Origin of the sequence: Frankia sp. CcI49 (assembly GCF_001983215.1) — a bacterium.
In the GTDB taxonomy this organism is placed as follows: domain Bacteria; phylum Actinomycetota; class Actinomycetes; order Frankiales; family Frankiaceae; genus Parafrankia; species Parafrankia irregularis.
Map to the genome: position 1 here is coordinate 77,874 of NZ_MOWP01000015.1, position 14,331 is coordinate 92,204.

Sequence of the window (14,331 nt, forward strand, 5' to 3'; positions counted from 1 at the left end):
CTGAGCCTCGTTCCTGAGTTCCTGATGAGCCCGGTGACGTTGCCGCGCGGCCGGTCATGGCACGGCGAAGGGTGCCCCGTGCGGGTGGGCCGTCTCCCGGCGGCGAGCGGCGGTGCGGCGCGGGTCATTGCGTGGCAGCTATGTAATCGAGTGTCGTGCTGTAGGTGTCGGATGCGACGAAGGGGATGTCGACGGAGTAGTCGTTACTGATCGCGTCTCCGCCCGGCGCGGACGGGACGTCCTGGCTGTGCACCAGGACGGCGGTGGTGTGCGACAGCGGCTGGAAGGCACCGTCTCCGGTGGCCCGGACCGACAGCAGGTCCAGCGGGATGGTGTCGTCGTTGCCGGGAAGCGTTCCGGCCAGCGCCGGGGCGGTTCCCTGCACGGAGACCGTGTAGCCGTCCGCGCTGTTCGTGAGGACGGTCATGGTGACCGCGTGGTCGGCGGTGACCGTCTGGTTCGGCACGCCGGACAGGGTGAAGGACGTCGGGAGGTCGGTCAGGCTGAGCGTCTGCGCCTCGATCGTCGTCGTCGCCGTGCAGGCCGGCCCGGACCCGCTGCCGGTGCAGGTGCTGCCCGGGGCCGCGGAGGCGGCCTGGTTCGCCAGCACCGCCCCGGGTGTGGCCGCCGGGTCGACGGTGACGGAGTAGGTGATGGTGACGCTCGCGTCGACGGCCAGGCTTCCGGTCCAGGTCAGTACGGGGGCGGTGTAGCTCACCGTGCCCGTGGTGGCGGTGGCGTCGTTGTTCCAGGTGGCGTTGTCGGTCAGCTCGGTGAGGTCGTCGCTGATGGCAGCCACCGGGTACGGAGCCTCGCCGGTGTTCGTCGCGGTGATCGTGTACTGGATGGTGCCGCCGACCACGGCGCTCGACCGGTCGGCCACCTTGGTGATCGTCAGGGTCGGGACCAGGACAGTGGTGGTGGCCGTGCAGGTGGTGTCCGTGCCGCCGGCCAGGCAGTTGGCGCCGGAGGTCGCCGAGGTGACCACGTTCGTGGCGGTGTGGTCTCCGGTCGCCGGCAGCGCGGTCGTCACCGAGTAGGTGACGGTCGCGCTCGCGCCGACGTCGAGGTCGCCGGTCCAGGTCAGGTGCGGGCTGGTGAAGCTCACCGTGCCGGTGGTGGCGGTGGCGTCGTTGTTGTACGCGGCGTCGTCGAGCACGTCGGACAGGTCGTCGGTGAAGGACGCCCCGGTGTAGGGCGTCTGACCTTCGTTGGCCACGGTGACCGTGTAGGCGATCGGGCTGCCCGCGACCGTGGTGTCGCTGGTGGAGGCCGTCTTGGTGATGGTGAGCCGGGGGATGAGGATCAGGACGATGGTCCGGCAGGGGGAGGGGTTGTTCCCGCCTGCTGGTGGGCAGGTGCTGCCGAGCTCTGTCGAGCTGACGGTGGTGATGAGCGCGTGCGGGCCCAGGATCTGCTGGTGCACGGTGGCCGAGTAGGTGATGGTCACGCTGGCGCCGACGTCGAGGTCGCCGGTCCAGGTCAGCTGCGGTGCCGTGTAGGTCAGGGCGCCGGCGGTGGCGGTCGCGTCGCCGTTGTAGTCGGCGTCGGGGGAGAGACCGGTGAGGTCGTCGGTCAGCGTTGCGGCTGTGTACGACGTCTGTCCGGTGTTGGCGACGGTGATCGTCCAGGTGACGGTTCCGCCGGGGAGGGTGGCGGTCGTGCTCGGCGTCTTCTGGATGGTGAGCTGCGGCACCAGCAGGGTGAGGGTGGCGCTGCAGGCCGGGTCGGTCCCGCCGGCGGGGCAGGTGCTCCCCGGGGTGGGGGACTCCGCGAAGTTGGTCACCACACCTCCCTGGGTGATCGGGCCCACCGTCACCGACAGGGTGATCGTGGCCGTCTGCCCGGGGGCGAGGTCACCGTTCCAGGTCAGCTGGAGACTGCCCGGGCCGAACGTGAGGGTCCCGACGGTCGCGGCCGCGTCCCCGTTGTAGGCCAGGTTGTTGTCGGCGTCGTCGTTGCCGAAGCTCACCGTGACCCCGGGGTAGGCGACCTGGCCGGTGTTGGTGATGGTGATCGTCGAGTGGATCACGTCGCCCGGGCCCGCGGACGTCCGGTCGATCGCGGTGGCGATCGTGAGCTCGCTGATCCGCGCGGTCGCCGAGCACCGGGCGTCGCCGCTCCCGGCTGGGCAGTTGTTGCCGGCGGCCGTGGAGACGGCGGTGCTCGTCAGCACGCCGTCGCCGCCTCCCACCCCCTGGGCGCGCACGGTGACCGAGAAGGTGACCGTGGCGGAGACGTCCGGGTTGAGGTCGCCGGTCCAGGTCAGGGTGGAGCCGGTGACGTCGACGGTGCCCACGGTCGTGGCCGCGTCACCGTTGTAGGTCGCGTCATCGAGCACGTCCGCCAGCGCGTCCGTGACCGTGGCGCCGGTGTAGGGAACCTGGCCGGCGTTGCTGATGGCGAGGGTGAAGGTGACCGTCTCGCCCGGCAGGACCGTCGCCGCGCTCACCGAGCTCGTGACTGTCAGCGCGGGGGTCAGGACCGCGACGCTCACGAGGCACCCGGCGTTGGCGCTGTTCGGCGGGCAGGAGCTGCCCGTCTCGGTGGACGCGAGCGTGGTCACCAGCACCTTGTCCCCCGGGTCGGGGTCACGCACCGTGAGGGAGTAGGACACCGTGACCACCACGCCGACGGCGAGGTCGCCGGTCCAGGTGAGGGTCTGGCCGGCGAACGTCGGGGTCCCCGCGGAGGCGACGGCGTCCCCGTTGAAGATCGCGTCGTCGAGGGCGCCGGTGAGGTCGGCCGTGACCACGGCGCCGGTGTAGGGCGTCTGGCCGCTGTTGGTGATGGTGGTGGTGTACCCGACCACCTGGCCGGGCTCGGCCGAGGTGGTGTTCGCGGCCGTGGTCATCGTCAGCCCGGGGATCAGGACCTGTACGGCCCCGCCGCAGGCCGGGTCGGTCCCGCCGGGCGGGCAGTTGCTGCCGGGCGCGGAGGTGACGAAGGCTCCCTGGACGATCCGGTCACCCAGGTCCGGGTCGTTGATCACCGAGCTCGCGGTGATGGTCACCGTCGCCCCCACCGCGATGGGGCCCCTCCAGACGAGCGCCTGGCCCGGGATGGTGACCAATGTGCCCGAGCTGGCGGTCTGGTCGCCGGTCGGGGTCGCGTCGTCCCTGATGCCGGCAGAGGCCAACGTCACCGTGATGTCGCTGTACGGGGTCGCTCCGGTGTTGGTGAACGTGGCGGTGAACGCGATCCGCTGGCCGGGAACGGCGGAGGTGACCGTCGTCACGTTGATCGCCAGTCTGCTGACGGTGACCGTGGAGGTGCAGCGTGGGTCGGCGGACCCCGCCGCGCAGTTGGAGCCGGGCGACCCGGACTCGAGCTGGTCGGTGAGGGTGCCGTCGCTGAAGGTTCCCACGGTCACCGAGAAGGTGATGGTGACCAGTCCCGATGCCGGGACGTTCCCGTTCCAGGACAGCGTGGACCCCGTGACGCCCACCGTGCCCGCCGAGGCCGCCACGTCGCCGTTGTAGGTGCTCTGGTCGAGCACCTCGCCGAGATCGTCGGTGAGCGCGGCGCCCGTGTACGGGGTGGCGCCGCCGTTCGTGACCGTGATGGTGTAGGTGACCGTGTCGCCCGCGGGAGCGCTGGGCACGTCCGTGCGGGTGGTGAGGGTCAACAGTGCCGGCGCCGTGATCGGCACGGTGGTGGTGCACGACGGATCGGTTCCGCCGGCCGGGCAGTTCGCGCCCGCCGAGGTCGAGACGACCGTCCCGGTCAGCGCCTGGTCTCCGGGCGCGGGATTGCCCACGGTGGTGGTGAAGGTGATGGTCGCGGTGGCGCCGGGAGCGAGCGCGCCGGTCCAGGTCAGAGTGGGAGCGGTGTAGGAGACCGAGCCCGTCGAGGCCACCGCGTCGCCGTTGTACCCGGCGTCGTCGAGGATGCCGGCCAGTGACTCGCTGATCGTGGCCGCGGGGTAGCTCGACTGGCCGGTGTTGGCCACCGTGATGGTCCAGGCGACCGTCTGCCCGGGCAGGGCGGTCGCGGCGTCGGCGGTCTGGTGGATCGTCAGCGCCGGGGTGAGAACCACGACACCCGAGAGGCAGCCGGGAGTGGTGACCTGCGGGCAGGAGCTTCCGGCCGCGGTCGACGTGGTCGTGATGAGAACCGTCTTGTCCCCCGGGTCGGGGTCGCGGACCGTCGCGGAGAAGGTGATCGTCGCCGTCGCGCCCACGGCGAGGTCGCCGGTCCAGGTGAGGGCGGAGCCCGCGAGGCTCACCGTCCCGGCCGAGGCCACGGCGTCGGCGTTGTAGACCGCGTCGTCGAGGAGCCCGCTCAGCCCGGCCGTCACCGTCACGCCGGTGTAGGGGGTCTGGCCGCTGTTGGTCACCGTCGTCGTGTAGGCGATGGTGCCCCCGGGCAGCGCGGTGGAGGTGTTCGCGGTGGTGCCGACGGTGAGGCCGGGGACGACGACCGTGGCGTACAGCGAGCACCGTGGGTCGGTGCCGCCCGGCGGGCAGTTGCTGCCCGGCGCGTCCGTCGTCGAGGAACCGCTCAGGACACGGTTCCCCGGGTCGGGGTCGCGGATCGTCATGGTGGCGGTGACGACGAGCGTTGCGCCCACCGGGATGTCGCCGGACCACACTCCACCGGCCGCGGAGACGGAAAGTGTGCCGAAGTTGGCCGTCTGATCACCGTTGCTGATCACGTCGTCCCCGATATCGGTGCCGTCGCTGCTGATCGTGATGCCCGTGTACGGCACCTGCCCGGTGTTCGTGACGGTGGTGGTCGCCCTGATCACCGATCCGGGGGTCGCGGTCGGCCGGTCGAAGGCCGAGGAGATGACCAACTGGGCGATCGGGACCGTCACCGTGCAGCGGGTGTCCGTCCCGCCCGCGGGGCAGTTGCTCCCCTCGCTCGGCGAGGTGATCGTGTTGGTCAGCAGCCCGTCCCCCGCGGCCGGGCTGTCGGTCGTGACCGAGTACACGATCGTCGCGCTCGCGCCGGCGGCCAGGGCGCCCGCCCAGCTCAGTACCGGCGCCGCGTAGCTGGCGGTACCCGTGGTGGCCGTGACGTCGTTGTTGTAGACGGCGTCGTCGAGCACCCCGGCGAGCGGGTCGGTGAACGACGCGGCCGGGTAGGGGACCTGGCCGGCATTGGTCACCGTGACCGTGTAGGTGGTCACCCCGCCGGGCGTGGACGTCGCCGCGCTCGCCGACTTCGCGATGGTCAGCCGCGGGACCAGGATCTGCACGGCCGCGGTGCAGGCCGGGTCGGTTCCGCCCGGCGGGCAGTTCGCGCCGAGTGCCGAGGAGGTGGCCGTGTTGACGAGGGCTCCGTCACCGGTGGTGGAGCTGAGCGTGGTGATCGAGAAGGTGATGGTCGCGCTGGCCCCCACCGCCAGATCGCCGGTCCAGGTGATGGTCTGCGCGGCGTAGGTCACCGAGCCGGTGGTGGCGGTGGCGTCGCCGTTGTAGTCGGCCTGCTCCAGCAGCGCGGCCAGCGAGTCGGTCACGGTGGCGCCGGTGTAGGGGGCCTGGCCGGTGTTCGCCACCTGGATCGTGTAGGTGACGGTGCCGCCGGGGGTCACCCCGCCGGTGTTCGCGGTCTTGGTGATGGTCAGCGCGGGGATGAGCACCGTCACCGTCGTGGTGCAGGCCGGGTCGGTTCCGCCGGGCGGGCAGTTGCTGCCCTGCGCGGTCGAGGAGATGGTCGTCCGGACCATCCGGTTGCCCGTGTCCGGGTTGCGTACCTGGACCGACGCGGTGATCGTGACCGATGCTCCCGGTGCGAGGTTGCCGGTCCAGTACAGGTTGTGGGCGTCCGCCGTCAGCTGGCCGGAGGTCGCCTGGCCGTCGCCGAGGTAGGTCGCGTCGTCCTGTTCGTCGGTGAGGCCGATCGCGAACAGCCGTCCGCTGTACGGGGTCTGGCCGTTGTTGACCGCGGTGAAGGTGCGTCGGATCACGCCCGTCGGGATGGTGGTGCTCACGTCGGAGCTGGCGGTCAGCGTCAGGATCGACACGGTCACCCTGCTGGCGCAGCGCGGGTCGGTCCCGCCGGCCGGGCAGATCGTCCCCACGGTGGGCGAGGTGACCGAGCTCGACAGCACCTGGTCGCCGGTGTCCGGGTTGGCGACGGTCACCGAGTAGGTGACGGTGACGGTTGCCCCGACAGCCAGGTCTCCCGTCCAGGTGACCGCGGACCCGGTGAAGGCGGCKACACCGGACGAGGCGGTGACGTCGGCGTTGTACGTGGCGTCGTCGAGCACGCCGCCGAGGGCGTCGGTGAACGTCACCCCGGTGAACGAGCTGGCGGCGGTGTTCGTGGCGGTGACGGTGTAGGTCACCGTCTCGCCCTGGGCCGCTGACGGGGCGCTCGCCGTCTTCGCGATGACGAGCGGCCCGGCCGCGACGGCGAGGGTGGCGGCCCGGCTCGCGGTCTGGCCGAAGGAGTCCGTCACTGTGACGGTGAAGGGGTAGCTGCCGACTGTCGTCGGCGTGCCGGCCAGCAGGCCGGTCGACGGGTCCAGGGTGATACCGGGCGGCAGGCTGCCGGAGCTGACCGCCCAGGTGAACGGGGCGGTCCCGCCGGTGACCGTGAGCTGTTGGCTGTAGGGGACGCCCGCCTGGGCGGCCGGCAGCGACGAGAACGTCAGGCTCGGCGGCGCCGCGATCGTGAGGGTGAGGCTCCGGGTCGCCGACTGGTTGAACGCGTCGGTCACCCGGACGGCGAACGAGGCCGTGCCGGCGGTGGTCGGCGTCCCGGACAGCAGCCCGGTGGACGGGTTCAGCGTGAGGCCGGCAGGCAGCGCGCCGGCGCTCACCGACCAGACGAACGGGCCCGTCCCGCCGGAGACGGTCAGCTGCTGGCTGTAGGCCACGCCGACCTCACCGGCCGGGGGAGCGGGGAACGGCAGCGTCGGGGCCGAGGCGATCGCGATGGCCAGGTTCTGGGTCGCCGACTGGCCACTGGCGTCCACCACCCGCAGAGTGAAGGGGTAGTCCCCGGGGGCGGTCGGGGTGCCCGTCACCAGGCCGGTGGCCGCGTTGAGGATGAGGCCGGGCGGGAGGCTGCCGGAACTGAGCGACCAGGTGAAGGGGGACGTACCGCCCGCCGTCGTGAACTGGACCGTGTAGGCCGCGCCCACCTCGCCGGCTGGTGGTGCCGGGTTCGCCAGACCGGGCGAGACGTTGGCCGTGACCGGGGCGGAGATCGCCGACGCCGGCCCGGTGCCCGCCGCGTTGACGGCCGCGACGGTGAACGTGTAGGTGGTGCCCCCGGTCAGGCCGGTGACCGTCCGGGTGGTCGCGGTGCCGGTGAAGGTCTGCGGCGCCTGGGCCACCCCGTTGATGTAGGGGGTGACCACGTAGCCGGTGATCGGGCTGCTGTTGTTCGCCGGGGTCGTCCAGGTCAGGGTCGCCGACTGGCTTCCCGCGCTCACCGCGGTGATCGACGGCGCGGCCGGCACGTTGTAGGGCACCACCGCGGCCGAGGGCTGGCTGGCCGCACCGCTGCCGAGCGCGTTCACCGCCCGCACGGTGAAGGTGTAGGAGCCACCCACCGTCAGCCCGGTCAGCGTCCGCGTCGTCGTCGAGGCGTCGAACGTCACCGGCGTCTGCGCCACCCCGTTCAGAGCGGGGGTGACGACGTAGCTGCTGATCGCGCTGCCGTTGGCCGGGGGGGCGACCCAGCTCACCGTGGCGCTGGTGACCCCGGCGGTGGCGGTCGGTGCCGCCGGGGTGCCGGGGCCGCTGGTGTAGATGTACGGCACCAGCCCGGCGATGCCGGCGGTGACCACGGTGACCCCGACCACTTCGACCGTCGACCGCGCGGGCATCGAGGAGATGGACAGCGAGCCGTTGGGATTGACGGTGAAGCAGCCCGCGGCCGGGCCGGCCTGGYAGGGCAGCAGCACCACGGGGGTGCCGGCGCGCTGCTCGGTCGTGGTGCCGATCTCGATCGCGGTGGCGCCCGCGATGTTGGTGCCGGTCACCGTGACCGAGCCGCCGCCGGACACCGAGCCCGAGGTCGGTGTGATCGCGAGCCCCGTGGGGGCCGACGGCACTGTCCCGGCCGTCGTGGAGCTGGTGTAGCCGGGGGCGACGTCGCCCGCGCCCACGGTGCTGACCGAGGTGGTCTGGATCAGCGATGGCGTGACACCCGACCCGGTCACGATCGCCACCACCGTGATCGGTGGCAGGGACGTCCCGGCCGCGAACGGCGCGCTGCTGTTGGTGCAGCTGATAGTTCGCCCCGAAGGCGCCTCGCAGACCCAGCCCGATCCGAACGCCCCCACCGGCACCACGTTGACCGGCACCGTCTGGGTGACCGTGACAGGCTGCGTCACCGCGGCGCCGGCTGCCACGGCCGCGGTGACCGTGTAGGTGACCGGGTCTCCGGGCTGCGGGCTCGACCCGTTGTAGCTCGTGGTCGCGACCGTGAGGGTGGGAACCGCGTCGATCGTGGCCACCTTGACCTCGTCGATCTCGTGGTTGTCGTTCTCCCCGCCGGTGGCGCCGACCCAGCCGAAGGTGAGCTGGCGCGGGACGCCGTCCGCGTCGGTCCAGGACGACGACGGGTACAGGCCGGCCGGCGCCGCCGGCAGCAGGCCGGTCAGGACCACGGCCGACCCGCCGATCGGGGTCACCTCGACCCGGTAGCGTTCGGGGCCGACGGACGTCCCGGTGTCGTCGACGATCGTCGACGAGGTGGGGTTGATGATCACCTTGACCGGCACCCGCGCGCTCGCCCGGTTGCTTGTCCGCAGGTTCAGCGGCGTGGCGGAGGTCGTGGTCGCGGTGCTGTTGACCGCGCAGTACCCGGTCGTCCCGTTGCCGGGGCCGCGGACGACGACCTGCGCCGGCACTCGTGCGCCCGAGGCGATGTAGGGCGGGTCGACGCAGTTCGTGCCCTCGTACTGGTTGTTGCTGAAGTCGCCGTAGAGGTCCACGCCGACGCCCAGGTAGGCGTTGCTCAGCCCGACCGCGCTCGGCCGGCTCGGCGCGTAGCCGAGGGCACCGGCGGACTGCCCGAGGTTCGCCGGCGCCGCCGGCCGCGCGGGATCAGTCGCCGCCAGGACGAACCCGATGCCGTCGCCGCCGGACGAGCCGCCGTACTGGTACGTGTTGAAGCTGACGACCAGCCCCCGGGAGGTCGGCACGCTGGTCGCCCCGAAGACGCCACCGACCAGGCTGGCGGAGTGAGTGGTCAGCCGCAGTTTCCCGAACCCCTGGGTGTCCTTCTCGGTCTGGCAGCTGCGCAGCACGCCGATGGTGCTGTTCCCGTTGGCCGTGAGGCAGGCGGCGTTGCCCCCGCTCTGCCCGGGGGCGAGAGCGGGCAGCACGACCGCGCCGGTGCCGTTCGGCGTGTTGTTGTGGAACGGCTGATCGAAGACCACCGTGCCGGCCGCGAGCGCCGGCGGCGACGTGAGCATCGAGATGGACCCGGTCAACAACGTGGTGATGACCAGGAGTACCAGGACTCGCTCCGGACCGCGCCCCATTCGGGAAACCTGGCCCGGTGCCCTTTCCCGTTCCGATTCTCTCGCCGTGCTCACCGCGGCCACGATAAGGGTCTTTACGCCGAACAACAGTGAGGCGTTGTCCCCTAGGAATCCGGTGTGTCGCGGCGGATATCCGGCGGCGGCTCCCGAGGTTTCATGAAGTCGTCTTCTGCTGCCCTTGTTCGAGTATCACCGACCATCGGTAGTATCGGGCATGGCGTCCTTTCCGGCCGTGGTTGCCGTCTCGGCATCCTCCTGTCGGCGCAGCACCTCGGCGGCTGCCGTGACCCGGCCGCGGTAGAAGCGCCGGCCGAGCAGGCCGACCAGCCCGAGGAGCACCAGGCCGACAAGAACCACAGTTGCCCTGACTACCGGGAAAATCGTTACCGAGGCCGCTGCCCGCTGCATCGATCCATCCCGCGACGGAAAGGCCAGCTCGGCCCGGCAGCGACACATCGCAGGCGGGTCGTTCCACTGTACCGAGACATTACGGGTCTCGCCGCGCGGCACCGTGAAATCAGGAAGGGTCACCGTACCGCCGCCCACCCGGAGGCGCAGCCGGCCCTTTTCGCCGCGGAAGTCGCGATGCACGGTCCCGGTGTTCCGGAAGGTCGCCGAAATCCGAATCGGCCCGCCCGGTGAGAACGACGGCATCGCCAGTCTCGTGATCTTCACCGTGTCGTCGACGGGGCCTGGGACAGTGATGTAGATCGGCGCGCCGATTCCCCGGTTCAGCCGGATCTGCTCACGCCCCTGCGCGGGAACCATGAACAGGATGGCGACGTGATGGTCGCCCGGCTCAGGTCTGGGCGGCACCGTGATCCGCACGGTGACGACCTGTCGGGCGCCGGGAGCCAGGCGGAACCGCTCGGGCTGTACCTTCACCCAGCTCATGGCCGAGTACGGGGTTTCCTCCCGTAGGAACCGGACATTGCCCTCGTGATCCGCGGAGAAACCGGTGTGGCTCACCGCCAGGTCGAGCGGGTCCCGTCCCCGGTTGGTCACCGTGAACTCATGCCTGCCATCGATCTGCTCCGGCGAGACGACCATCCTGGTCGGACTCACCGAAAGCCCGAACGCGGGGGCCGGGGCCGTGGGCGCCGGCGCGGCAGGAGAGGCAGCCGCGGCAGCCGGGCCCGCGCCGGCCAGCGCGAGCTGCCCGAGGAGGCAGCCGAGCACGACGAGGATCCGGGCAACACGTCCGGTTCGGGCCCTCCGGCATTCGTGAATCTGGTAGGTCACCATCAGGCCATCACCGTTTTGGAACCCTTCTGCGTGGTCGCGCTGTCCGGTTTCCGGCCCGGCAGCCGCCTATGTGCGGCTGTTATCGGACCGGAAACCGGGCACAACCATTACAGGGTGGTGGCGACGTAGTCGAGGACCGCCGAGTAGGTGTCCGGCCGGACGAACGGAATGGTGATCTGATAGTCGTGCGAGACGGAATCGCCCAGTTCGGCCGATGGTGACGCATGGCTTTCGACCACGACCGGCGTCCCGAATGTCAGCGGGGTGAAGGCCCCGCTCCCGGTCGGACGCACCTGCAGCGAACTGATGGGGATCGTGTCGGTGTTCGTAGGTGCCGGCGGGGCGAGGGTGGCCGTCTGCGGCGAGACCGAGACCGTGTAACCCTCGAAGTTGTTGGTCAGGACGGTCATGGTGACCGGCGTGGTGGTGGCCACGGTGTCTCCCGGGTTACCCGAAAGCACGAAACTTGCGGGAAGACCGGTGAGGGTGATGGCCGAACCGACCACCACCTGGGCGGTCGTGGACTGGGGTGGCGAGGTCTGCCCCGGGGCAGCGCTCGTCTCGATGCTCGTGGTGCCGACCACCATCGCGGCCCCGGTGGCAATGATCAGGCCGCGCCGAAGCGTGACCTGCGATCTGCCTTTCTTGGACATTCCGAACTCCGCTCGCTTGAAACGACTACGGAGAGTGTTCGGATCGAGTTTTGCCTGGTCAAGGAAAGGCTGGCCGCGGCGCGTGCTGTCCCGCTCTGGCATAGGGAATATACGACGGAATGGCGTGTTCGCCCGGCTGTCGCGAGACAAGCCGGGAGCGTCGCGGCGACCGTGTCGCCCCGGGCACGCCGGCGCGGGTCTCGGTTATGGGAAATCGAGGCGGTCGCTGTCCGGCCGTGCCTGCTGCCCATCAGCAGTCGGCCGGGGCGGCCTGGGTGCGCACAGGCGGGCGATAGGGCCGCGCCGGTTCGCACGGATAATTATCCAACCGAACACCGCCTTGTGGCAGGAGGTAGCCAGGGCGCCCGAGCGCCCGAGCGCCGGCGGGTCGGAATCGGTCTCCCGAGGACGAGTGGCATCGCTACCTCCCGACGTGCCCTGTCAGCAGAGGTGCCCTGTCAGCAGAGGTGCCAAGGCTCGTCCTGGCCCTCCTACAGGTCGGCATGGAGTGTTTCCTCGGCGATGAGGATCCTTTCCAACAGCCGCGGGAACGTTCCGTAGTTGCGTACCGCGTAGTGGACGGTCGCGCGATTGTCCCAGAACGCGACTGAGCCCGGTCGCCACGAGAACCGCACCTGGTTCGCCGGCCTGCGGTACTGGTCGATGACCGCCGTCAGAAGTTCCCTGCTCTCGGCACGGTCGAGCCCGAGAATCGTCGGCCGCTGGGTGAAGTTCACCCAGAGGATCTTCTCGCCGGTTTCCCGGTGTGGGCGGACGACCGGATGGGCGACCACCGGATAGTCGTGTCCGGACTGGTGCAGTGCGGCGCGGTAGTCATGGGTGACGTGGTGGCCCTCGAGCCGGGCCTTCACATCGTCGGGCAGGCCCTGGTAGGCGAGTCCGGCGTCGACCCAGATGGTGTCGCCGCCGACCTCGGGCAGGTGGACCGCCCGCAGCACCGCTCCCCAGGTCGGCACGAGCCGCCAGCTCGTGTCGGTGTGGTATGGCTCCCAGACGTCGTCGCCGGCCTGCGGAGTGTGGGCCTTCTCGTACTTCTTGAGGTCCTCGCTGGCGATGCGGTGAATCGCCGGGCTGATGTCAGGGCCGGCGGTGCCCGCGCCCGGATGGGTGTAGAGGGGGCCGAACTGCCGGGCGAAGGCTTCGTGCTGCGCCTGGGTCAGTTCCTGGTCCCGGAAGAAGACGACCTTGTGCTTCAGCACGGCCGCCCTGATCTGGTCGCGTACCTCGGGAGTGAGCGGCTCCCGGAGGTCGACACCGCTGATCTCCGCGCCGATTGTCGGTTGCAGAGCCTGGACGGCCAAAGAAGACTGGACGGGCGTTTCGGCGACTGTGGTCACGAGGTGTCCCTTCGGTGGATGCTGCCGGTGGGTGCCGCTGGTCACTGGTGGACGGGTCTGGGTGCCGCCGCCGGTGACGATCGCCCGCCGAGCCGAAATCTGAAGATCTGCGTACGTCCGCTGTCATGTCGCCGAGGTCCCGGCCGCTTCGTCGTCGCGGCGGAGTTCAGGGACGGCGTCCGGTGGCGCGCGTCGGCGCATCTGGTGGAGCGGATGCGCGCCAGGCACGGATGGTCGTTCGGAATGCGGCGGCCGGCGCCTCTCCGACGCCAGCCCAACGCGTCCGCCATACCGCGCTGGTGCCGCCGCGTGGCCTCTTGATTCCGGTGCGCGGAGGGCGCCGTGGCCTGGTGGCCGCTTCAGCTCGACGTGGCTTCGTGCCCGTCGTTCGCCGGGCCGTTCGGGTCCCTGATGCTGGGCGTCAGTGGTCGCTGTGGCTGTCGGGACAGCTCGCGGAGGCCACTCGCAGCAGGTCGATGTGCTGTCGCGACACCAGGTACGCAGTTCTCAACACAGGTCCAACATGACCACAGTTTGTCGATCGGTCAAGTGTGAAAATAAAGTGACCCGCGTCACATGGGGGCGTGTCGGGATGGGTGTGATCCGGATCGATTGCCGGGGCGGCCGGGGCTGCTCACCTTTACCGTTATTTCCACCGAGAAACTTGACAAGCCTCGACGTCTGCCGCATGTTGCTACCTGTGCACCCACCCCACGCTGGCCCGCCGTCTGTGCGTGGACTCACACGAGTGTGTGTCGGCCGCTGTAGCGGGCTCGGATTGCCCACCGGGTGAACCGGCGCACGCTGTGTTACGTCGGGAATGGTCAGGTCTCCCGTCTGTGGCGGATTTCTGCACTTTCCGTCCTCCCAGCTCTGGCCGGGAGGCGGACGACTGCTTCCGAAAGGCATTGGATGAGGAGGGAATCCTATTAACCAGACCGTGGCAGCGCCCGTGACGATCCAGGGTCTGTTGGACCAGCTGCAGGCCACCCGGGACGCGGAATGGGCGCCGGAGCAGCTTCGGGCTCATGCCGACCTGCGGCGCTCCCTCGAAGCGAACGCGGACCGTGCACGCTTCGTCAAGCCAGGCGACGTGGTGCCGCCGTTTGTGCTGGCCGAGGTCGGTGGCGGCACCGTCATCCTTGACGACCTGCTGGCCGAGGGGCCGGTGACGCTGGTCTTCTTCCGGTTCGAGGGCTGCCCCGCGTGCAACACGGCCCTGCGTGGCTACCAGCTCACCCTCGCGCCGGCCCTGCGCGAGCTGGGTGCGCACCTCGTCATCGTCAGCCCCCAGATCGCCGAGAAGCTGGTGGCGATCAAGGAGCGACACGGTTTTGATTTCCCGGTGGCCAGCGACCCCGACCGGGTCCTGATCGACTTCTTCGGTATAGGTTTCGCGCCTGACGAGGAAGCGCGTGAAGAATCTCGGCGTAAAGGTGCGGATCTCGGTGCGATTCTCGGCACCGGAGAGTGGACGCTGCCCTATCCGACGGTCGTCGTCATCGACCAAGACCGGACCGTTCGTTTTGCCGACGTCCATCCCGACTGGATGGTGCGCACCGAGTCCTCGGCCGTTCTGGCCGCGGTGCGGCCCCTTGTCGGTCAGTAACCGGCCCCTTTATGA

General features: G+C 70.3%; 5 protein-coding genes. 1 reads left to right on the top strand and 4 read right to left on the bottom strand.

From position 1 onward, the window contains the following. Positions 1–124: 124 nt before the first annotated feature. From CcI49_RS13790 to CcI49_RS13805, 4 genes are all read right to left on the bottom strand, one after another. Complete coding sequence (locus tag CcI49_RS13790; RefSeq protein WP_083749496.1) at positions 125–9,451, bottom strand: putative Ig domain-containing protein; 9,327 nt, start codon at positions 9,449–9,451, stop codon at positions 125–127. A 189-nt stretch (positions 9,452–9,640) separates the two neighbouring features. Beyond that, positions 9,641–10,279 (bottom strand): hypothetical protein, encoded by a 639-nt coding sequence (locus tag CcI49_RS41540; RefSeq protein WP_131831088.1) that lies wholly within the window; start codon positions 10,277–10,279, stop codon positions 9,641–9,643. A 524-nt stretch (positions 10,280–10,803) separates the two neighbouring features. After that, on the bottom strand, positions 10,804–11,349 hold the full coding sequence (locus CcI49_RS13800; protein WP_235498267.1) for a hypothetical protein: 546 nt from the start codon (positions 11,347–11,349) through the stop codon (positions 10,804–10,806). 491 nt (positions 11,350–11,840) lie between these two features. Then, complete coding sequence (locus CcI49_RS13805) at positions 11,841–12,707, bottom strand: TauD/TfdA family dioxygenase (protein ID WP_076827337.1); 867 nt, start codon at positions 12,705–12,707, stop codon at positions 11,841–11,843. A 952-nt stretch (positions 12,708–13,659) separates the two neighbouring features. Here CcI49_RS13805 and CcI49_RS13810 point away from each other — a divergent pair. After that, complete coding sequence (locus CcI49_RS13810; RefSeq protein ID WP_241840052.1) at positions 13,660–14,316, top strand: peroxiredoxin-like family protein; 657 nt, start codon at positions 13,660–13,662, stop codon at positions 14,314–14,316. Positions 14,317–14,331 lie beyond the last annotated feature (15 nt).

Coding starts and splice junctions, on each gene's coding strand:
- CcI49_RS13800 (WP_235498267.1), bottom strand. CDS start 11,349: ATGTCCAAGAAAGGCAGATCGCAGGTCACGCTTCGGCGCGGCCTGATC.